The sequence below is a fragment of the Lentzea sp. NPDC020367 genome (assembly GCF_044387305.1).
Lineage (GTDB): Bacteria > Actinomycetota > Actinomycetes > Mycobacteriales > Pseudonocardiaceae > Lentzea.
Genome location: NZ_JBIRVV010000006.1, coordinates 103472 through 123250 on the forward strand (window position 1 = coordinate 103472; position 19779 = coordinate 123250).

Below are 19779 nucleotides of genomic sequence, written 5' to 3' on the forward strand. Positions count from 1 at the left end.
ACTCCACTTAACTGGAGGTCAACAGCAGCCGGCGGCGACGGCTGGTAACACCTTCGGGTGTTGATCTCCGGCGGGCGACCGGAAGCGCGGAATGATCATGGTCGTGACGCTGGGACCGGAGTCGGTGACGTGGCGGCTCGGCTGGTACACCCGGTTCGAGCTGGTGGTGCTGGGCCGTGCCGTGCTGATGCAGGTCGCGCACCCGGTGATCGCGGCCGCGGTGCGCGACGGCTACCGCGCCGACCCGTTCGCACGGCTGACCAGGACCATCACCTCGTCCCAGCTGCGGTTGTTCGGCGGTGAACTGGCTGCGCAGGAAGCGGAACGGCTGGTGCGGTCGCACGCGTTGATTCCCGGCGCGGACGAGGAGTTGTTCCGCTGGGTGCACGCGACCAGCTTCGACTCGCTGCTCACGGCGTACCGGTTGCTGCGGCCCAGGATGCCCGCGATCCACGAGGAGCGGCTGTACCGGGAGTGGCGGGAGACCGGGGAGACGCTCGGCATCAGGACGATGCCGGGCGATCTCACCGCGTTGCGCGCCTACCTCGACGACGTGGTCGCCACGCAGCTGGCGTGCACCGACGGGGTGCAGAGCCTGCTGGAGGCCTTCGAACTGCGGTCGGGCAAGGCGCCAGGAACCGAGCATCTGCCGAGCGCACTCTGGCCGTTGGTGCGGCCGGTCGCGGCGCGGGTGCTGCCGGACTTCGCGGTCGGCACGCTGCCGGAGGCGTTGCGGGACAGACTCGGTCTGGAGTGGACGGACCGGGACGAACGCAGGCTGCGCCGGTGGATCCGGATGATCCGGCTCGTGTCCGCGTTCGTCCCGGCCAGCCTGCTGCACTACCCGATGCCGTACCAGGCGATGCTCAGTGCGCGATCATCACGTGCTTGACGCGCGTGTAGTCCTCCAGGCCGTGCATCGACAGGTCCTTGCCGTAGCCCGAGGCGCCGAAACCGCCGTGCGGCATCTCGGACGCGACGAGGCCGTGCGTGTTGACCCAGACGATGCCGAAGTCGAGCCGGGACGTCAGTGACGCCACCCGGCCGGTGTCGCGGGTCCAGATCGAGGACGCGAGCCCTTGCGGAACCCCGTTGGCCAAGGAGACCGCCTCGTCGTCGTCCGCGAACGACTGCACGGTGATCAGCGGGGCGAACGCCTCTTCCTGGACGAGTTCGTCGTCCTGCGCGAGGCCCGAGACCACGGTGGGTTCCAGGAAGAACCCGGCCGATCCGTGCCGCTTGCCTCCACAGTGGACGGTGGCGGTGGAGCGGGACAGCAGGCCGAGCACGCGGTCCAGCTGGGCGTGGCTGTTCAACGGCCCGAAGTCGGTGCCGGGAACCTGGCTCGACGCCGCCTTCACCAGTGCCGCGACGAACTCGTCGTGCACGGCCGAGTGCACCAGCACGCGTGACGCGGCCGTGCAGTCCTGGCCCGCGTTGTAGAACGCGGCGCCGACGATGCCCTCCGCGGCGGCGGCCACGTCCACGTCGTCGAACACCAGGACCGGCGCGTTGCCACCGAGTTCGAGGTGCGTGCGCTTCACCGTCGCGGCGGCGCTGCGGGCCACCTCGACGCCGGCGCGGGTGGAACCGGTCAGCGACACCATGGCGGGCACGGGGTGTTCGACCAGCAACCGGCCGGTGTCGCGGTCGCCCAGCACGACGTTGAACACGCCGGCCGGCAGCACTTCCGAGGCCAGCGACGCGAGCAACACGGTGGACGAAGGCGTGGTGTCGGCGGGCTTGAGCACCACCGTGTTGCCCGCGGCCAGTGCCGGCGCGATCTTCCAGACGGCCATCATCAGCGGGTAGTTCCACGGCGTGATCTGCGCGATCACCCCGACCGCCTCACGCCGCTGGTACGAGGTGTGGCCGGGGATGTACTCGCCCGCGGCGGCGGTGCCCAGCGCACGGGCGGCACCGGCGAAGAACCGGATCTGGTCCGCGCACTGCGGGATCTCCTCGTCCAGCAGCACCGAGCGGACCTTGCCGGTCTCCCGGACCTCGGCGTCGGCGATCGCCGAGGCGTTGGCCTCGAGGAGGTCGGCGAGCTTGAGGAGAGCGTGCTGACGTTCGCCGGGCGTGGTGCGCGACCACGAGGGGAAGGCGTCGGCGGCGGCCTGGACGGCGGCGTCGACCTCGGCGCCACGCGACACGACCGCGCGGCCGAACTCCTCGCCGGTCGCCGGATCGATGAGCGGTGAGGTGCCGGCAGCGGAGACTGAGGTGCCGTTGACGAAGTTCGCGACGATCACAGGTGCTCCAGATGCGTGGGGGCGAACATGCGCAACACCGCGGGAAGCACGACCACGTGCGGGCCGTCCCCGGCGAACGCCTTGGCGAGATCCTCGCGCAGCGACTCGGGCGTGCTGCGGGTGGCGGGCACCCCGAACGCCTCGGCGAGCGCGACGAAGTCCGGGCGGCTCAGCTCGGTGGCGGTGGCCTGCCCGAACGCGTCGGTCATGTACTCGCGCAGGATTCCGTAGCCGCCGTCGTCGACGATCAGCCACACGACCCGCGACCCGTGCTGCGCGGCCGTGGCGAGCTCGGAGATCCCGTACATCGCGCCGCCGTCACCGGACACCGCGAGCACCGGCCCGTCGACCGCCGCCGCCACTCCGAGAGCGGCGGGGAAGCCGTAGCCGAGCCCGCCGGCGCCCTGGGCGGAGAACTGCGCGCCACCACGCGGATCCCAGGCCGACCAGGCCCAGTACGCGAGGATCGTCATGTCCCAGCAGGTCGGCGTGCCGTCCGGAACCGCGGCCCGCAGTGCCGCGAGAACCTGCCACTCCAGGTCGAGCTCCTGCCCCGCGAATCGTTCCCGCACACTCGCGAGCAGCGCCATCACCCGTCCCTCCGCGACGTCGTCGGCAGCGCGGGCCGTGACGCCGGAAGTCAAGGCGCGCAAGGCGTGGCGGGCGTCGGCGTGGATGCCGAGCGCGGGGTAGTTCGACTCCAGCTTGCCGAGGTCGGCCTCGATCTGGATCACCGTGCCGCGCGGCGCGAACGTCCGGTAGTTGCTGGACAGCTCACCCAGCCCCGAGCCCACGACGAGCAGCACGTCCGCGTCGGCGAGGAACTCGGTGGTGTGCCAGTCCTCCAGCCACGACCGCGCGGAAAGCGGGTGCTCCCAGGGGAAGTTGCCCTTGCCGCCGAACGTCGTCACGACCGGCACGCGCAGCTTCTCCGCCAGCTCCAGCAACTCGTCGCGCGCGTGCAGAGCGCCACCGCCGGCCAGGATCACCGGCCGGGCAGCGCCGTCCAGCAACCGCACGGCCTCCTCGACCAGCTCCGCGCGTGGATGCAGCTCGCGCGGCGACCAGGACACCGACGTCACCGGCGGCACGGAAGCGGGCCCGAGCAGCACGTCCTGCGGGATCTCCACCCACACCGGCCCGAACGGCGCGGTCAGCGCGATCTCCCACGCCTCGGCCAGCGCCGACGGGATCTGCGAGGCGTGCCGGACGACGCGGGCGTGCTTGACCACGTCCCGGAACGACGCCAACTGGTCGGTCAGCTCGTGCAGGTACCCGCCGCGCACACCACCGAGGCCGGAGGAGGGGATCTGCGACGAGATGCCCAGCACCGGGGCCGAGCCCGCGGCCGACTCCTGAAGCCCGGCAAGGGTTTGCAGCGCGCCGGGCCCGGTCGACACCAGCAGCGGCGTCACCGAGCCGGTGATCCGCGCGTGCCCGTCGGCGGCGAAGGCGGCGTTGACCTCGGTCCGCGAACCGACGTACCGCAGCTCCGATCGCCGCAGCGCGTCGAAGAGTCCCAAAGCGTGCTGCCCCGGGATGCCGAACACGGTGTGCGCGCCGAGCGCCTCCAGGGTCTCGACGACGACATCGCCACCGTTGCGGGTCACACGCCCTCCTTCAGTGCCAGCAGGCTCACCAGGTCGTAGGCCACGTGCGAGGCTGCCACAGAAGTGATGTCCGCGTGGTCGTAGGCAGGCGCCACTTCGACCACGTCCGCGCCCACAAGATTCAGTCCCCGCAGCCCTCGCACGATCTCCAGCAGTTCGCGCGAGGTCATCCCGCCGGCCTCGGGCGTCCCGGTGCCGGGAGCGTGCGCCGGATCCAGCACGTCGATGTCGATCGACACGTACAACGGGCGCGAGCCGATCCGCTGCCGCAACGCGTCCACGGTCTCGTCCACGCCCCGCCGCATCACGTCCGACGACGTCACGATGCCGAACCCGAGCCGCCGGTCGTCCTCCAGGTCCTTCTTGCCGTACAACGGTCCTCGCGTGCCGACGTGCGAGATCGCCTCGGTGTCGAGGATGCCGTCCTCGACCGCGCGCCGGAACGGCGTCCCGTGCGTGTACGGCTCACCGAAGTAGGTGTCCCACGTGTCGAGGTGCGCGTCGAAGTGCAGCAACGCCACCGGCCCGTGGATCCGCGACACGGCCCGCAGCAACGGAAGCGCGATCGTGTGGTCACCGCCGATGGTCACCAACTTCGTGCCCTCGGCCTGCAACTCGGTGGCGGCGCCCTCGATCGTCTCGATGGCCTCGCCGATGTGGAACGGGTTGACCGCGATGTCCCCGCCGTCCACGACCTGCACGCGTTCGAACGGCGACACGTCCAGACCGGGGTTGTACGGCCGCAACAGCCGGGACGCCTCCCGCACGGCCGTGGGCGCGAACCGCGCGCCCGGCCGGTACGAGACGCCGGTGTCGAACGGGACTCCCACCACCGCGACGTCCGCGTGCGCCACCTGGTCGAGGCGCGGCAGCCGGGCGAAGGTCGCCGGGCCCGCGTAGCGCGGGACCTTCGAGGAGTCGACGGGGCCGATCATGCGTTCACCAGTTCCTCTTCGGTTGCGTCACCGGCCACCCGGCGGTCCCAGTTCGCGAGCACCTCGGGCGAGGTGGCCGGGGTGGCCAGGCTGACCACGACGTACGTCACGAACGACGCGCCGAGGCTGTAGTAGATGGCTTCGTTGGCGTAGACGTCCACGAACACCATGAACCCGATCGCCGTCAGCGCCCCGACCGCCATCGACACCATCGCGCCGAGCCGGGTGCCGCGCTTCCACACCAGACCGCCGATGATCGCGACCAGCAGCCCGCCGACGAGGATGTTGTAGGCGACCGTCAACGCGGCCACGACGTCGTTCAACGCCACCGCGATGCCGATCGCGACGACACCGATCACGAGCGTGAACATGCGGTTGTTGTGGACGTCCGAATCGGTCTTCCGGCGCCAGATGTCGTTGGAAGCCACGGTGGCGCAGGCGATGAGGGCACCGGACGAGGTGGACATCATCGCGGCCAGCGCGGCGGCGAGCACGAGCCCGCGCACCCCGGTCGGCAGCAGGTTCTCCACGATCGTCGCGAACGCCTCGTCCTTGTTGGCGATGTTCGGGTAGAGCGCCTTGCCGGCGAGACCGATCAACGCGCCCGCGACCGCGTAGACGAGGCAGTAGAGGCCTGAGGTGATGCCACCCCAGGTCGCGACCTTCGGCGACTTCGCGGTGAACACGCGCTGCCAGATGTCCTGCCCGATCAGCAGGCCGAACACGTAGATCAGCAGGTAGGTGACGATCGTGCTGACGCCGATGTTGCCGACCTCGAACATCGCCGGGTCGTTCAGCCGCGCCTGGATGCCGTCGAACCCGCCCGCGGTGGCGAGGCTGATCGGCAGCAGCAGGAACAGGATGCCGACCGTCTTCACGACGAACTGCACGATGTCGGTCAGCGTGATCGACCACATGCCGCCGAGAACGCTGTACAGCACCACGATGCCGCCACCGATGATCACGCCGACGGACTTGGGCAGTCCGAAGAGGACGTTGAAGATGGTGGAGTAGGCGATCGTCGACGTGACGGTCAGCATCAGCGTGTAGGCCGCCATCACCAGACCGGAGATCAGGCTGGAGTTGCCGCCGTACCGGAGATCGAGCATCTGCGACACGGTGTAGACCTTCAGCCTGACGATCCGGCGCGCGAAGAGTGCGCTCAGCAGCAGGATGCCGAGGCCGATGGCGAACACCATCCAGGCGCCGGAGACGCCGAACTTGTAGCCGAGCCCGACACCGCCGATGGTCGACGCGCCGCCGAGCACGACGGCCGACATGGTGCCGGAGTACATCGTGAAGCCGAGCCTGCGTCCGGCGACCAGGTACTCGCTCTTGCTGGTGGCACGGCGCATGCCCCACCAGCCCATGCCGATCATGCCGAGCACGTAGGCGGCGATCACCGCGTAGTCGAGAGCCACTGTCGGACCTCCTTGGGTTGCAGGTCACAGTAGGAACGCGCACTGGCGCTGGTAAGTGGTCGTTGTGCACAATCGGCGGACCATGGTTGTGCAAACCGTCCCACTGAAGGATCTCGTCGCGCGAGTCGATCTCGGGCTGACCGTCCTGTGTGGAGCCGACGCGCTGGACCGGCCGATCCGCTGGGCGCACGTGTCCGAACTCGAGGACCCGACGCCCTACCTGGTCGGCGAGGAGCTGCTGCTCACGGCCGGCGTGCGGTTCCCGTCCGACGTGCCCGCGTACGTCGCCGGGCTCCTGTCCCAGGGCGTCTCGGCGATCGGGTTCGGCGTCGAGCCGGAGTTCCCTACGGTGCCGTCGTCGCTGGTGGAAGCCTGTGCGGCACAGGGGATGCCGCTGCTGGAGGTGCCGCCGTCGACACCGTTCCTGGCGGTCTCGCAGGCACTCGGCGCGTTGCTCGCGGAGATCGCCGTGCGGGAACAGCGGATGCTCGCGGACAGCCAGCGCGCCCTGACCCGTGCCGCGACCCGCGTCCGTCCGGTCGAGTCGGTGCTGACCACGCTGGCCGTGGTGCTGCACTGCCGGGCCGATCTCGTGGATCCCGCGTCCGCGCCGCAGGACGTCGCCTCGCTCGCCGTGCGGGTCGCGTCGGGCCGGGGACCCCGTTCGGCCTCGACCCAGGTGGGTGAAGACCACGTCACGCTCGATCCCGTCGAGTCCGCCGTGCTCGTGGTGCGCCGATCGGCCCCGCTCTCGCCCGCCGAACGGGCCGTCGTCGCGGTCGCGCTGGCGTTGCTCGGGCTGCTGCGCCGCGACCTGGAGAGCGAACGCGGCCAGATCGCGCGGCTCGCCGCCTCCGCGTTGCTGCGGCCGGAGGTGTCCGGTGTGGAGAAGGTGCTCGGACCCGGCCCCCACCGGGTGGTGGCGGGGGAGTCGAAGGCGGACTACGACGTGCTGGCGCAGCGGTACGGGCCGCTGGTGTCCAAGGAGGGCGGCGGGTTCCTGGCGCTGGTGCCCGCCGGCTTCGAGGCGTCCGGGCCGGTCGGGGTGTCGTCCCCGGTGGACGGGTCCGGAATCGACGCCGCGGCGGCCGAGGCCTCGTCGTTGCTGGCGCGCGCCAAAGCCACCGGCGAGCCCGCTTTCCCGGCGTCCGACCTGTCCTCTCTGGTGGACCCGGTGGCGGCGCGGGAGTACGCCCGCCGCGAGCTCGCGGGACTGCTCGGCCGTCCAGAACTGATCGACACGCTGAGGGTCTGGCTCGGCCAGCACGGCAGCTGGGACCGCGCCGCGGGAGTGCTCGGCGTGCACCGCAACAGCGTTCGGCACCGAATCTCACACGTCGAACGGCTGCTCGGTCGTGATCTTGGAACGGCTGACGCGCGGGCTTCGCTGTGGCTCGCCCTGACGTGGCTCGATTAATTGCTTTGCGGTGGGTGCGCGTTCTCGGTCATCATTGTTCCATGATCCGAGCAGATGAATGGGCCGGAGCGCCCTCCAAGCTGTGACCTGCTAGTTCACTTTCTTCTAATTCTGCGAGCATTTTTGTGTCAATGCTCGTTCCTGGCGTGTTCGTCTAGTGGTCAGGACGTCGGATTCTCAATCCGGAAACACGGGTTCGATCCCCGTACGCGCTACGTGGCCCGGTCTCAGTGGGGTGGACCGGGCCCTCCCGCAGAGGTGTCCATGTCAGACGGACCCAAAGAATCTTCGAAAACTTCGCCCGAATGGTCTAGGCGCCAGTTACGCTCTGCGAATGGCTGCGGTCCCCGCCTTCGCACGCTACGAGGTCGACGTACGTCGGCCGAACGCCGCACGGATCCATGACTTCTATCTCGGTGGCGCGCACAACTACGCCGCCGACCGTGCGTTCGCCAAACAGGCAGTCCGGATCGACCCGGAGTTGCCGCTCGTGACCCGAGCGCAGCGGTCGTTCCTGCGCCATGCCGTCCGCCACTGCTGGGCGGCGGGCGTGCGCCAGTTCCTCGACCTCGGCTCGGGCATACCGACGTGCGGTGCCACGCACCAGACGCTGCCCGACGCGCGTGTCGTCTACGTGGACTCCGATCCGGTCACGGTCGCGTTCTCACGTGGACTGTTGCGCGGCGACCCGCGGGCGTGCGCCGTGGAAGCGGACCTGCGCCGTCCCGATCAGGTGCTCCGGCATCCGGGCGTGCTGTCCCATCTCGACCTGCGTGAGCCGTACGCGGTGCTGATGGTCGACGTCCTGCGGTACGTCGACGACGTCACCGGCCCCGGCCGCGTCGTGCGCCGCTATCGGCACGCGCTCCCGGCCGGCGGGTTCCTCGTCGTCTCGCATCCGACGCCGGTCGAGCAGCTCATGGAAGGGCTGTCGATCGAGGCGCCTGCCGTGGTGCCCGGCGCGTACGCGGGGATCGGCCGCAAGGGCCACCACTGACGCCCGGCGTTTGGTCTCTGTGAAGGCGGGGTAGTCCGCCGGTCGACAAGACACGGAGCCTGGAGGGCGACATGACCCACCGCATCAAGGTCGCCGGTCTGCAGCCGGTGCAGCTGCTGGCCGGACTGGCCGGCATCGCGTTCATCGTGTTCGGCATCGTGGGCTTCACCCGTACCGGGGTCGGCGACTGGGCCGCCAGCTCGTTCGTGCTCGGGTTCTCGGTGAACCCGTTGCACAACACGGTGTTCGTGGCCGTCGGTGTACTGGGCCTGCTGATGGCTCTCGGTTCGGGCCTCTCGCGGCTCTACGGCTGGCTGCTGTTCGCCGGCTTCGCCGCGCTCTTCGTGTGGGACCTGATGATCACCGGGATCCTCGCCCAGAACCCGGCCGAGCAGTACGGCAACCCGTTGGCGGTCAACGCGAACGACAACTGGCTGCACCTCGGCCTCGCCGTGTTCGGCCTGCTGCTCGCGGTGATGCCCGCGCGCCGCAAGCTGGTCGAGGACGAGGAGCCGATCGTGCCCGAGCCGCGCTCGGAGGCGTTCCACGACGAACGGGACGACTCGCCGCGCATCGAGCAGACGGACCCGCACGTGAGCACCGGACCGACCGCACCGATCACCGAGCCGCTCCCGACCGGCTCGGCCCGCAGGGAACCGATCACCCAGGAGCAGGCGGTGGTCGACCCCAAGACCGAGCGGGTGAGCAAGGACAAGATCAAGCACTGATTCCCGTCCAGCACTGAAACCCGGACGAACCCCCTGTCCGGCACAGACGCGTCGTGCGAGCCCACATACGGCTCACACGGCGCGTCTGTTTCGATGTCGCGATGCCTTCCGAGTTGCTGACCGACGAAGTGCTGATCACGTGGGGGACCGCGCTGGCCGCGTTCCTGGCCGTCGCCGTGCACGGGCTCTGGCGGCTGACCCGCAACGTCATCACCATCGCGCACGAGGGCGGGCACGCGTTGCTCGCGGTGCTGACCGGGCGGCGGCTGAGCGGGATCAAGCTGCACTCCGACACGTCCGGGCTCACCGTGTCGCGCGGGAAGCCCCGCGGGCTGGGGATGGTCCTGACGGCTCTCGCCGGGTACGTGGCGCCGTCGTTGCTCGGCTTCGGCGCGGCCGTGCTGATCACCAACGAGCAGATCCAGCTGATGCTGTGGATCAGCATCGGGTTCCTGGCCGCCATGCTGATCATGATCCGCAACGTGTTCGGCGTGCTGTCGATCATCGTCACCGGCGGGGTGTTCTTCTTCGTGTCCTTCTACGCCTCGGCCGAGGTGCGGGACGCGGCCGCGTACGTGTTCGCCTGGTTCCTGTTGCTGGGCGGGGTTCGGCCGGTGTGGGAGCTGCAGGTCAAGCGGTGGCGGCGGCAGGCCCCCCGCTCGGACGCCGACCAGCTGGCCTGGCTGACCGGGGTGCCCGCGCTGGGATGGGTGACGGTGTTCGGGGTGGTCAGCGCGGCCGCCCTCGTGGGTGGCGGGGCGTTGTTGCTCGGGCGGTGGTGACGCGGCCTTCGGCGGGCGCTGTCACAACTGGTTTGGCGCGGGTGAAATACTTGTGCGAACAAGCCGGTGGTGGAGAGGTGGGCTCAGTGCTGCGTGGGGATGTCGGGCTCGAACTGGGCCAGCGGGTCGCGCGGGCGTTGCGCGCCGCCCTGGACGTGGACATCACCGCGGAGGAAGCGCTGATCCGACCGTCCAACCGGGACGGTGCCGACTACCAGTGCAACGTCGCGATGAGCCTGGCCAAGAAGATCGGCAAGAACCCGCGCGAGGTCGCCGCGCTGATCGTCGAGCACCTGGACGCGCAGGACGCGATCGAGACGCCGGAGATCGCCGGGCCCGGTTTCATCAACCTGAAGCTGCGGCGGGAGTGGCTCGAGGCCCAGGCCGCGAACCTGGTGGCCGACGAGCGGCTCGGCGTGCCGAAGACCGACGAGCCCCGGCGGATCGCCATCGACTACAGCAGTCCCAACGTGGCCAAGGAGATGCACGTCGGGCACCTGCGGTCGACGATCATCGGGGACGCGTTCTGCCGGCTGCTGACGTTCGCCGGGCACGAGGTCATCCCGCACAACCACCTCGGTGACTGGGGCACCCCGTTCGGCATGCTCATCGAGCACCTGACGGACGAGGGCCAGGGCGCCGAGCACGAGATCAGCGACCTCAACGCGTTCTACCAGCAGGCCCGGCAGAAGTTCGACAGCGATCCCGGCTTCGCGGACCGCGCGCGGCGCCGGGTGGTGCTGCTGCAGGGCGGCGACGAGGCGACGCTCAAGCTGTGGCACGAGCTGGTGGGGGAGTCGCAGCGGCACTTCAACCAGATCTACGAACTGCTCGGCATCGGGCTGTCGGCCGGGGACAACTACGGCGAGAGCTTCTACAACCCCTACCTCGCGGACACGATCACCGAGCTGCAGCAGAAGGGTCTCATCGAGACCAGCGACGGCGCGCTCTGCGTGTTCCCGCCCGGCTTCAGCAACCGCGAGGGCGACCGGCTGCCGCTCATCGTGCGCAAGAGCGACGGCGGCTACGGCTACGCCACCACGGACTTCGCGACGGTGCGGTACTGGGTGCGGGACCGGAAGGTCGACGAGCTCATCTACGTCGTCGGCACGCCGCAGTCGCAGCACTTCCAGATGATCTTCGCGACGTCGAAGCAGGCCGGGTGGCTCGACGACGCGCACACCGCCGTGCACACCGGGTTCGGCACGATCCTCGGCTCCGACGGCAAGACCATCCGGACGCGGGCCGGCGGCACGATCAAGCTGATCGACCTGCTCACCGAGGCGATCGAGCAGTCGTACAAGGTGATGCCCGAAACGTCTGAAGTGGAGGGTGAGGAGAAGGTCGCCCTCGCCCACACGCTCGGGCTGGGCGCGGTGAAGTACGCGGACCTCTCCAGCGACCGGGAGAAGGACTACGTCTTCACCTGGGACAAGATGCTCGCCAAGACCGGTGACACGTCGGTCTACATCCAGTACGCGAACGCGCGCACCATCTCCATCGCGCGCAAGGTCGGACGCGTTCCCGACGCGAACGCCCCGCTCCTCCTGCAGGAACCGGCCGAGCAGGCTCTGGCGCTGAAGCTGCTGCAGTTGCCCACGGCCGTCAATGCGGCCATCGACGAACTCGCACCGCACAAGCTCACGAGCTACCTGTTCGACACGGCCACGGCGCTCTCGACGTTCTACGACGCATGTCATGTCGTGAAGGCGGAGACGCAGGAGTTGCAGGACTCGCGGCTGCAACTGCTCGCGCTGACCTCGCGGGTGCTCACCCTCGGACTGTCACTTCTGGGTATCGGGGCACCCGAACGGCTGTAGCAGGTTTATCCCTGGTCAGACCACGGGTACGCAGTGATCGCAACTCATTCCCCAGCCCACCGGGAGTTCGCGATGACCTGCACCACCCGTTTGCCCAAGCCGGTCACCGAGGTGTGGGACTGGCAGATGGACGGTCTGTGCCGCGGGCAGAACAGCGCCGTCTTCTTCCACCCCGACAACGAACGCGGCTACGCGCGGGCGGCTCGGGAGGAGAAGGCCAAGGCGATCTGCGAGACCTGCCCCGTGCTGGCACAATGCCGCTCCCACGCGCTGGAGGCTCAAGAGCCGTACGGCGTGTGGGGCGGCATGGGAGAGGACGAACGGCGCCAGATCGTCGTCGCGGCCCGGCGCCGTGTCCGTGCCTACTCCTCCAGCACGTCCCTGAGCTGACGCAACGTCTTCGCGAGCAGACGCGAGACGTGCATCTGGGAGATGCCGACCTTCTGCGCGATCTGGGTCTGGGTCATGTTGCCGAAGAAGCGCATGACCACGATCTTGCGTTCGCGCTCGGGCAGCTTCTCCAGCAACGGGTGCAGCGCCTCGCGTTGTTCGATCATCGCGATCTCGGGATCTTCCTCGCCGATCGTGCTGCCCAGCGAGATCGACGAGTCCTCCGACATCAGCATGTCGTCCAAGGACGCGCTCTGGTAAGCGTTTCCGGCCGCGAGTCCTTCGTGGATCTCCTCGCGCGACAGTCCCAGGTGCTCGGCGAGCTCCGACGGCGTGGGCGCGCGGCCCAGCGACTGCGCCAGTCTCGACGTGCCCGCGTTGATCGCCAGGTGCAGCTCCTTGAGCCGCCTCGGCATCCGCACCGACCAGCTGGAGTCGCGGAAGTACTTCCGGACCTCACCCATGATCGTCGGCACCGCGAACGACAGGAAGTCGCTGCCGCGGTCGGGATCGAACCGGTCGACCGCGTTGATCAGGCCCACCGTCGCGACCTGCACCAGGTCCTCGTGCGGCTCGCCGCGGTGACCGAATCTGCGTGCGATGTGCTGGGCCACCGGGAGGTGTTCGGTGACGAGCCTGTCCCGCAACGTCTCGCGCTTCGGCCCGGCGGGGGTGACCGCGAGCTCGGCGAACAACGGGGCCAGGTGGTCGTAGTCACCGGAGCGGGAGGACTTGCCCTCCGGCTTGGTCTCCTCCGGTGTGGACTCCTGCGGCGCGGTCTCCGCCGTCTTGGTGGCCTCTTCCGCCCCGGTCACGCATCCACCGCCCCTGCCGTGGACTTCACGAGGTCGATGTGAACCACGAACCCTTCGGTCTCCTCGACCGCGGTCTGCACCGAGTCGACGAGCGCGGTGAGCACCCGCCAGCCGAAGCTGGCCTCGTCCGGGCCGGCCGCGGACTTCGCGGACACCTTCGCGGAGACGTGCACGGCACCCTTGTCGTCCACCGCGAAGTGGCAGCTGAGCACCGCGTCCTGGGCCGCCAGGGTGATCAGCGTCGAGCACGTCTCGTCCACGGCGAGCTTCAGGTCCTCGATCGAGTCGAGGTCGAAGTCCTGGCGCATCGCGATGTCCGCCGCGACCGCACGCACGATGGACAGCTGCGTGGGATCCGCGGCCATCCGAAGCTCGACGCCTGACAATTGAGTCACAGCCACCTCGTAGTCCGTTCTGCTGAAGGCGGGTACGTCAACGCCGTACCCGAATCGATCTCATTTCACACGTGTAGTAGTGCCGTGGCCTGGGAAATCACCTGGCAGAAGCAACCAACACGAGGGAGCGCTGTGCTTGTGCACGAGGACTTCCTTGCCCTCAGATTCCCGGCGGACCCGCACGAGGTGGCGCCTGTGCGGCACCAGCTTCGCGAATGGCTGCGGGGCAGCGGCTTCGGTGAGGACGAGGCCGGCGACCTCGTTCTCGCGGTCAGTGAAGCGGTCAACAACTCCGTGGAACACGCCTACCCCGGCCTGGCGGGCGGCACCATCGAGGTGCGTGCCCGCGTCGACGCGGACGGCTCGGCTCGCGTCGACATCGCCGACCACGGCCAGTGGCGCGTACCGCCTCCCGCGCTGACCACGCGGGGCCGGGGACTTCTGCTCATGCGGGAGAGCGTGGACGAGGTCGAGATCGACCGCAGGGCGAGCGGCACGACCGTGCGCCTGCGTCGAGCCCGTTCGCCCGCACTGCCCGTGGCCCGGGCCGCGCCTGAATGCGACGTCCAGGTCCACGAGACCTCCTCCGGCGTAGTAGCGGTCGTGCGCGGAAACGTGCCGGCCGAGGCAGGCCCGTCGTTGCGCCGCACGCTGACCACGGCGGCACGAGGTGGAACCGTGCCGCTGACCGTCGACCTCAGCGGGCTCGGCGTCGAGAAGAGCGGAGTGGAACAGGCTCTCCACGACGTCGCCGAGGCACTCACGGCCGCGGGCAACCGTCTCACCGTGAAGATGCGTTAGCCGAGGGCGGAGTCGACGGAGTCGTGCAGGCTGAAGACCTCGCCCAGCCCGGTCGCCTCCAACGGGCGCGTCACCGCCCGTGCGGTCGCCACCACCTTGAGAGCGGCGTTCTCCCGCTGGGCCAGCCGGGCGGCCTCCACGAGCACCGCCAGACCGGCGGAGCCGAGGAACGTCACGCCCGTCATGTCCACCACGAAGGTGCCGCCGTCGGCGATGCCGTTGACCAGGGCGTCGCGCAGCGTGGGCGCGGACACCATGTCGACCTCGCCGGACACGGCGAGGACCGTGGCACCGGGCGCCGGCTGCCTCACCGACAGCGCGATGGTCTGCTCCGCACGCGGGTCCTGCACAGTCACCGATGTACTCCCTCTCGCGATAAACAGATACAAGGGAGCCGCCATTGCAGCGGCTCCTGTGCGGCTGCTGGCTCAACCGCTGCGGGCACCACCGTACGGGAGTGACCGCTCGACAGGACAGATCGAGATGTCCATACCCAGACAATGGTCGGTTCAAACACGCAGCGCCTCCCAGAGTCTTCGCGCCACCTCGAACGCGGCGGCGGGCGGCTCGACGACCTCCTCCGCGCTGTCCTCCAGCGTTCCGCCCACGACCAGCACCAACGCGGTGGCCACGTCCCGCAGCTTCACGTTGGCGTGCTGGCTCGCCCGCACCAGCAGTTCGAACGCCTCACCGGGCGCGCTCGGCCGCGCTCCCATCACCAGGCCCTTCGCCTGCTCGATGTAGCGGCGGTGCTGGACCATCCGGACCATCTGGTCGGCGCGCATCACCTCGCCCGCGCAGAACTCCACCACCGCCGCCGCGGTCGCGATGAGCGGTTCGATCTCCTCGATGGCCTTCAGATCCGCGACCTGGGGCGCGTGCGAGAGGTACACGGTGAGCACCACCGGCCCGCTGTCCCCCCAGCTGCCCGGCACCGCGACCACGTCCACGCCGCCGACCTTCCCGGACACCTGCCGCTCGTCGCGCGAGGCCTCGACGAGCGGTCCCGCGCCGCTGCTCAGCTGCTCGGCGTCGAGCTCCACGGCCACCCCGAGGGCCCTCAGCAGTTTGCCGTCCGGCCACACGCTCAGGCCCACGCCTTCGCAGCCGTCGAGCTGCGAGCACAGGTGGTCCATCACCCGCGAAATGAGTTCCGCACCGAATTTCACCTGGTTCACGCGCTGAGATTAGGCCCGGCCGATGAACTGGACGAGCCGTGCGGTCATCGTCGTACGACGAACGGTTGCGCAGGCAAGGACCCGCTCTTCCGCTGCGCTTCGGGCCCGAACAGCTCGGCGCGCGGTTCGATCCAGTTAACGCTTAGGACCCAAACAGGACACGTGTTCTGAACCACAGTCCGACAGAATTCGTTTCCAGGGATAACGCCGGAGCCCCGGTGCGCGACATCCCTGATGTCACGGAGGGACTGAAATGAGAACCGCCATGGAAACCCAGCCGATGCAGGACGCAGACTGCGATTCCGCGCTGCCGACCACGCCTTGCAGCGTGGTGTGGAGCCGGGGTCACGCCTACGTGCTCGAGGGTTTCCGCGCTCGCTGGGTGGGCCGCGACGACCGGGGCCGCCCGCACGCCATCACCGGGGCCGAGATGCAGCGCCGAGGATGGACGTTCACCCGGACAGCCTGAGATTTACCCGCACGAAACGAACACAGTGAGATCGAACATCGGGCACCACCCGCAACCAGTCGCACCGCGTGCCGTGACGCCATCCGGCAGCCCTTGCGCAGTCACTCGTTTAGAGTGCGGGTGTGCGTGATCCGGCTGATCGCCTGCTGACGATTCCGAACCTGCTCAGCGTGTTGCGGCTGGCCGGTGTTCCGCTCTTCCTCTACCTGTTGCTGGGACCCCGCGAAGACGGCTGGGCGATCCTCGTCCTCGTCTTCGCGGGCTTCTCCGACTGGCTCGATGGCAAGCTCGCGCGCTGGCTCAACCAGATGAGCAACCTCGGCGCGCTGCTCGATCCCGCCGCCGACCGCCTCTACGTGTTCTGCACGCTGCTGGCGTTCGTCATCAGGGACATCGTTCCGCTCTGGGTCGCCCTCGTGCTCGTGGGGCGAGAGATCGTCGTCGGCATCTGCCTGCTGATCCTGCGGCAACGGGGCTGGGGCCCGTTCGAGGTGACGTACCTGGGCAAGGCCGCGACCTTCAACCTGCTGTACGCCTTCCCCCTGCTGCTGCTCGCGCAGGGCGACTCGGCGTGGGCGCAGGCCGCCCAGCCGGTCGCCTACGCGTTCACGGTGTGGGGCGGGGCGCTCTACCTGTGGTCGGCGCTGCTGTACGTCTACCAGTTCTTCCTGGCCCTGCGGGGCACACCTCGCACGGTCGCGTGAAAAGATCACCCCATACAGGTTCAGCACGAGGAGCGCAGTCAGTTGATTCCCGAGGAGCTTCGTTACACCGAGGAGCACGAGTGGATCGCCGCCAGCGGCGAGAACACAGTGCGCGTCGGCATCACCGACTACGCCCAGGAACAGCTCGGTGACGTCGTCTTCGTCCAGCTGCCCGAGGTCGGCCACACCGTGGCGGCCGGCGACACGTTCGGCGAGGTCGAGTCCACCAAGAGCGTGTCCGACCTCTACTCGCCGCTCGACGGCGAGGTCGTCGCCATCAACGACGCGTTGGTCCAGACGCCGGACTCCGTCAACACCGATCCGTACGGCGAGGGCTGGATGGTCGAGATCAGGCTGAACGACCCCGAGGCGCTGGAAGGCCTGCTGGACGCGGAGGCGTACAAGGCCTTGGTGGAGAAGGAGTGACGTCGATCTTTCGCCGGATCTTCGGCCGGAAGGGGAGCCGCGCTGAAGGCGGTGACCCCAACGCGATAGGTTTTACCGGAAGTGACGGATCCAGCAGCAGGAGGAGAGCTCAGGTGAGCACGAACGACGGCCCAGGCGTTCCGCCGGAGCAGTCCCCGGAGCGGACCTCCGTCTTCCGGGCGGACTTCCTCCAGGAGATGGAAGGCACCCCCGCCCCGGAGCCGGCTGTTGCCGGTGTTGACGCCCTTCCCGCCGGTTCCGCGCTGCTCGTGGTGAAGCGCGGCCCGAACGCCGGTTCCCGGTTCTTGCTGGACCGTGACACGACGAGTGCGGGGCGCCACCCCGACAGCGACATCTTCCTGGACGACGTGACGGTTTCGCGCCGGCACGCCGAGTTCCGCCGGGAGAGCGGTGAGTTCGTCGTCATCGACGTGGGCAGCCTCAACGGCACCTACGTCAACCGTGAGCCGGTCGACCAGGCCGTCCTCGCGAACGGCGACGAGGTTCAGATCGGCAAGTTCCGTCTCGTCTTCCTGACGGGTCCTGGCTCCGCGGGAGCCTGACGCGTGACGGCCGGGCGGCCACAACGCGGGGTCTTGAGCATCGGAGCTGTGCTCGCACAGCTTCGTCCCGAGTTCCCCGACGTCACCATCTCCAAGATCCGCTTCCTGGAAGCGGAGGGGTTGGTCCGCCCGGCACGCACCGCCTCCGGCTACCGCCAGTTCGCCGTGGCGGACGTCGAGAGGTTGCGGTTCGTGCTGTCCGCACAACGGGACAGGTACCTGCCGCTCAAAGTGATCCGCGAGCAGCTCGACTCCGTCCCCGAGGACGCCACGTCGCTGTCGCGGATCGATCTGCTGTCCCAGACCGGTTTCACCGCCGAGCAACTGTCCCAGCTGGAACGCGACGGTCTGCTGCGCCCCGGCCCCGGCGGCCGGTTCACCACCGAGGACATCACCGCGCTCCGCACGATCCGGACGATGACCGGGCTCGGCGTCGAGCGCGAACACCTGCGCGCGGTTCGCGCGGCAGCGGACCACGAGGTGGTCGTGCTGAAGTCCTTCTCAGATCCCGAGACGGTTCGGGAATTGGCTGACCTGTTCACCTCGTTGCACACGTTGTTGGTGAGAGCGGGCTTGCGGCAATCATCTTGATCACTTTCTGCCCGCAACAATTGAGCACACGGCCCGCTTGGCGGGTAGCGTCGAACGCATACGCCGGGGGATGCTCGGAGCGAACCGGGTACTCCCCAACGAGTCAGAGGGAGGCGAGACCCGATGAGTGAGATGCGCGTCGTGGGCGTCCGGGTGGAGCTGCCCCAGAACCAGCCGATCCTCCTGCTCCGTGAAACCGAGGGTGAGCGGTACCTGCCGATCTGGATCGGCTCCGTGGAGGCCACGGCGATCGCACTCGAACAACAGGGTGTCCGTCCTGCCCGTCCGCTCACGCACGACCTCCTCAAGGACGTCATCGGAGCACTGGGACGCAACCTCGAGCAGGTGCGGATCACCGACCTGCAGGAGGGCACCTTCTTCGCCGAGCTCGTGTTCGACGGCGACGTGCGGGTGTCCGCGCGGCCGTCCGACTCGGTGGCGCTGGCGTTGCGCGTCGGCGTGCCCATCCACGCCGAGGAGTCCGTCCTGGCCGAGGCGGGCCTCATCATCCCGGACGAGCAGGAGGACGAGGTGGAGAAGTTCCGCGAGTTCCTCGACTCCGTGTCCCCTGAAGACTTCAGAGGCGCGGACACCTGAGTTTTCAAGGGTGTCGCACTCCGTCTCGTATGGACCGTGAGTCAGTTCGTTTGGATGTCCCTCGATCGGACTACTTACGGTCGTTTTAATCGCTAAACGATCACTAAACGTCACCTGAACGTCCCGTTTCGGGTGACGGCATGACTCTCCACTTGAGGTTGAGGGTCGCCTCTCCCCGCGCGTCGCGTTGACCTGCCCTCGGACCGGTCCTACCGTCGAACTCGAGTGGACGTCGCTGGTTCGCGCGAGCTGACGTAGCGGCTTGACGGTCATGAGTTTCGTGGCCGTTCCGAGGGGAGGCAGGCGTGGTCGAGGAAGCGCCCTTGAGGGCCGAATCCGGGCTGCAGGGTGAACTGTTCCCGGACTCCTCGCTGCCGGACGAGCTCGTCGGTTACCGAGGACCCGCGGCGTGTCAGATCGCGGGGATCACGTACCGGCAGCTCGACTACTGGGCAAGGACCGGGCTGGTCGCGCCGACGATAAGGATGGCGCACGGCTCCGGGAGCCAGAGGCTGTACTCCTTCAAGGACATCCTGGTGCTCAAGGTCGTGAAGCGGCTGCTGGACACCGGTGTCTCCCTGCAGAACATCAGGGTCGCGGTCGACCACCTGCGGCGCCGCGGCGTGCAGGACCTGGCGCGCATCACGCTGTTCTCCGACGGCACCACCGTCTACGAGTGCACCTCGCCGGAAGAGGTCGTCGATCTGCTGCAGGGCGGTCAGGGCGTGTTCGGCATCGCGGTCAGCGGTGCGATGCGCGAGATCTCCGGCACGATCCACGAGTTCCCGGCCGAACGTGCGGACGGCGTCGAGATCGCCCCGATGACCGAGGACGAGCTGACCCGCCGGCGTCGCGAGCGCGCCACCGGCTGACCGGTTTGGGAAA

The 19779-nt window shown here is 68.8% G+C and carries 23 protein-coding genes and 1 tRNA gene; 16 read left to right on the forward strand and 8 right to left on the reverse strand.

Annotation, left to right across the window (positions count from 1 at the left end):
• Positions 1-91 precede the first annotated feature (91 nt).
• A complete protein-coding gene (locus tag ACH413_RS25590; protein WP_360032228.1) occupies positions 92-892 on the forward strand; it encodes an oxygenase MpaB family protein in 801 nt (266 codons plus the stop codon).
• Here ACH413_RS25590 and ACH413_RS25595 read toward each other — a convergent pair.
• From ACH413_RS25595 to ACH413_RS25610, 4 genes are read right to left on the reverse strand one after another with little or no spacing between them, the layout of a single operon-like run.
• Positions 867-2255 (reverse strand): aminobutyraldehyde dehydrogenase, encoded by a 1389-nt coding sequence (locus tag ACH413_RS25595; protein ID WP_360032225.1) that lies wholly within the window; start codon positions 2253-2255, stop codon positions 867-869. The two genes, ACH413_RS25590 and ACH413_RS25595, sit on opposite strands and share 26 nt — an antisense overlap.
• Positions 2252-3865, reverse strand: coding sequence for a thiamine pyrophosphate-binding protein (locus ACH413_RS25600; RefSeq protein WP_360032223.1), 1614 nt, complete (start codon positions 3863-3865; stop codon positions 2252-2254). The genes ACH413_RS25595 and ACH413_RS25600 overlap by 4 nt, the downstream gene beginning before the upstream one ends.
• Positions 3862-4800: an agmatinase gene (gene speB / locus ACH413_RS25605; RefSeq protein WP_360032220.1), complete on the reverse strand. Its 939-nt coding sequence runs from the start codon at positions 4798-4800 to the stop codon at positions 3862-3864. The genes ACH413_RS25600 and speB overlap by 4 nt, the downstream gene beginning before the upstream one ends.
• A complete protein-coding gene (locus tag ACH413_RS25610) occupies positions 4797-6221 on the reverse strand; it encodes a sodium:solute symporter (RefSeq protein ID WP_360032217.1) in 1425 nt (474 codons plus the stop codon). The genes speB and ACH413_RS25610 overlap by 4 nt, the downstream gene beginning before the upstream one ends.
• Positions 6222-6309: 88 nt before the next feature.
• Between ACH413_RS25610 and ACH413_RS25615 the strand changes: the two genes are divergently transcribed.
• From ACH413_RS25615 to ACH413_RS25645, 7 genes are all read left to right on the forward strand, one after another.
• Entirely contained in the window at positions 6310-7638 is a 1329-nt protein-coding gene (locus tag ACH413_RS25615; RefSeq protein ID WP_360032214.1) for a PucR family transcriptional regulator, read from the forward strand.
• Between the two features lie 143 nt (positions 7639-7781).
• Positions 7782-7853 (forward strand) — tRNA-Glu (locus ACH413_RS25620).
• A 119-nt stretch (positions 7854-7972) separates the two neighbouring features.
• Positions 7973-8635: an SAM-dependent methyltransferase gene (locus ACH413_RS25625; protein ID WP_360032211.1), complete on the forward strand. Its 663-nt coding sequence runs from the start codon at positions 7973-7975 to the stop codon at positions 8633-8635.
• A 71-nt stretch (positions 8636-8706) separates the two neighbouring features.
• Positions 8707-9363, forward strand: coding sequence for a DUF4383 domain-containing protein (locus tag ACH413_RS25630; protein WP_360032208.1), 657 nt, complete (start codon positions 8707-8709; stop codon positions 9361-9363).
• Positions 9364-9464: 101 nt separating this feature from the next.
• Positions 9465-10145: a M50 family metallopeptidase gene (locus tag ACH413_RS25635; RefSeq protein ID WP_360032205.1), complete on the forward strand. Its 681-nt coding sequence runs from the start codon at positions 9465-9467 to the stop codon at positions 10143-10145.
• An 86-nt stretch (positions 10146-10231) separates the two neighbouring features.
• On the forward strand, positions 10232-11965 hold the full coding sequence (gene argS, locus ACH413_RS25640) for an arginine--tRNA ligase (RefSeq protein WP_360032202.1): 1734 nt from the start codon (positions 10232-10234) through the stop codon (positions 11963-11965).
• Positions 11966-12037: 72 nt separating this feature from the next.
• Positions 12038-12355, forward strand: a complete 318-nt coding sequence (locus ACH413_RS25645; protein WP_360032199.1) for a WhiB family transcriptional regulator — start codon at positions 12038-12040, stop codon at positions 12353-12355.
• On the opposite strand, the gene ACH413_RS25650 is transcribed toward ACH413_RS25645, so the two are convergent.
• Complete coding sequence (locus ACH413_RS25650; protein ID WP_360032529.1) at positions 12328-13059, reverse strand: SigB/SigF/SigG family RNA polymerase sigma factor; 732 nt, start codon at positions 13057-13059, stop codon at positions 12328-12330. The genes ACH413_RS25645 and ACH413_RS25650 overlap by 28 nt on opposite strands.
• Before the next feature lie 107 nt (positions 13060-13166).
• The gene (locus ACH413_RS25655; RefSeq protein WP_360032196.1) at positions 13167-13565 is read right to left on the reverse strand and encodes an ATP-binding protein; all 399 of its coding nucleotides are present in this window, start codon (positions 13563-13565) and stop codon (positions 13167-13169) included.
• A gap of 138 nt (positions 13566-13703) precedes the next feature.
• On the opposite strand from ACH413_RS25655, the gene ACH413_RS25660 reads away from it, so the two are divergent.
• On the forward strand, positions 13704-14366 hold the full coding sequence (locus tag ACH413_RS25660) for an ATP-binding protein (protein WP_396425303.1): 663 nt from the start codon (positions 13704-13706) through the stop codon (positions 14364-14366).
• Here the strand turns inward: ACH413_RS25660 and ACH413_RS25665 are convergent.
• Positions 14363-14722: an STAS domain-containing protein gene (locus ACH413_RS25665; protein WP_360032190.1), complete on the reverse strand. Its 360-nt coding sequence runs from the start codon at positions 14720-14722 to the stop codon at positions 14363-14365. The two genes, ACH413_RS25660 and ACH413_RS25665, sit on opposite strands and share 4 nt — an antisense overlap.
• A gap of 153 nt (positions 14723-14875) precedes the next feature.
• Positions 14876-15544, reverse strand: coding sequence for an ANTAR domain-containing protein (locus ACH413_RS25670; protein ID WP_360032187.1), 669 nt, complete (start codon positions 15542-15544; stop codon positions 14876-14878).
• A gap of 253 nt (positions 15545-15797) precedes the next feature.
• Between ACH413_RS25670 and ACH413_RS25675 the strand changes: the two genes are divergently transcribed.
• From ACH413_RS25675 to ACH413_RS25705, 7 genes are all read left to right on the forward strand, one after another.
• Entirely contained in the window at positions 15798-16013 is a 216-nt protein-coding gene (locus ACH413_RS25675; protein WP_245822549.1) for a hypothetical protein, read from the forward strand.
• 122 nt (positions 16014-16135) lie between these two features.
• Entirely contained in the window at positions 16136-16717 is a 582-nt protein-coding gene (locus ACH413_RS25680) for a CDP-alcohol phosphatidyltransferase family protein (protein WP_360032184.1), read from the forward strand.
• A 42-nt stretch (positions 16718-16759) separates the two neighbouring features.
• Positions 16760-17143 (forward strand): glycine cleavage system protein GcvH, encoded by a 384-nt coding sequence (gene gcvH / locus ACH413_RS25685; RefSeq protein WP_360032181.1) that lies wholly within the window; start codon positions 16760-16762, stop codon positions 17141-17143.
• Positions 17144-17256: 113 nt separating this feature from the next.
• Positions 17257-17706 (forward strand): glycogen accumulation regulator GarA, encoded by a 450-nt coding sequence (gene garA / locus ACH413_RS25690; RefSeq protein ID WP_093604716.1) that lies wholly within the window; start codon positions 17257-17259, stop codon positions 17704-17706.
• 33 nt (positions 17707-17739) lie between these two features.
• On the forward strand, positions 17740-18297 hold the full coding sequence (locus tag ACH413_RS25695; RefSeq protein WP_360032178.1) for a MerR family transcriptional regulator: 558 nt from the start codon (positions 17740-17742) through the stop codon (positions 18295-18297).
• Between the two features lie 123 nt (positions 18298-18420).
• Entirely contained in the window at positions 18421-18894 is a 474-nt protein-coding gene (locus tag ACH413_RS25700; RefSeq protein WP_030468959.1) for a bifunctional nuclease family protein, read from the forward strand.
• A 305-nt stretch (positions 18895-19199) separates the two neighbouring features.
• Positions 19200-19766, forward strand: a complete 567-nt coding sequence (locus ACH413_RS25705) for a MerR family transcriptional regulator (RefSeq protein ID WP_030476305.1) — start codon at positions 19200-19202, stop codon at positions 19764-19766.
• Positions 19767-19779: the final 13 nt, after the last annotated feature.

What these genes read in the sequence shown, in the direction of transcription:
- ACH413_RS25590 (WP_360032228.1), top strand. Translation starts at nt 92, where the DNA reads ATGATCATGGTCGTGACGCTGGGACCGGAGTCGGTGACGTGGCGGCTC.
- speB (WP_360032220.1), bottom strand. Translation starts at nt 4,800, where the DNA reads ATGATCGGCCCCGTCGACTCCTCGAAGGTCCCGCGCTACGCGGGCCCG.
- ACH413_RS25625 (WP_360032211.1), top strand. Translation starts at nt 7,973, where the DNA reads ATGGCTGCGGTCCCCGCCTTCGCACGCTACGAGGTCGACGTACGTCGG.
- ACH413_RS25630 (WP_360032208.1), top strand. Translation starts at nt 8,707, where the DNA reads ATGACCCACCGCATCAAGGTCGCCGGTCTGCAGCCGGTGCAGCTGCTG.
- ACH413_RS25635 (WP_360032205.1), top strand. Translation starts at nt 9,465, where the DNA reads ATGCCTTCCGAGTTGCTGACCGACGAAGTGCTGATCACGTGGGGGACC.
- ACH413_RS25645 (WP_360032199.1), top strand. Translation starts at nt 12,038, where the DNA reads ATGACCTGCACCACCCGTTTGCCCAAGCCGGTCACCGAGGTGTGGGAC.
- ACH413_RS25675 (WP_245822549.1), top strand. Translation starts at nt 15,798, where the DNA reads ATGAGAACCGCCATGGAAACCCAGCCGATGCAGGACGCAGACTGCGAT.
- ACH413_RS25700 (WP_030468959.1), top strand. Translation starts at nt 18,421, where the DNA reads ATGAGTGAGATGCGCGTCGTGGGCGTCCGGGTGGAGCTGCCCCAGAAC.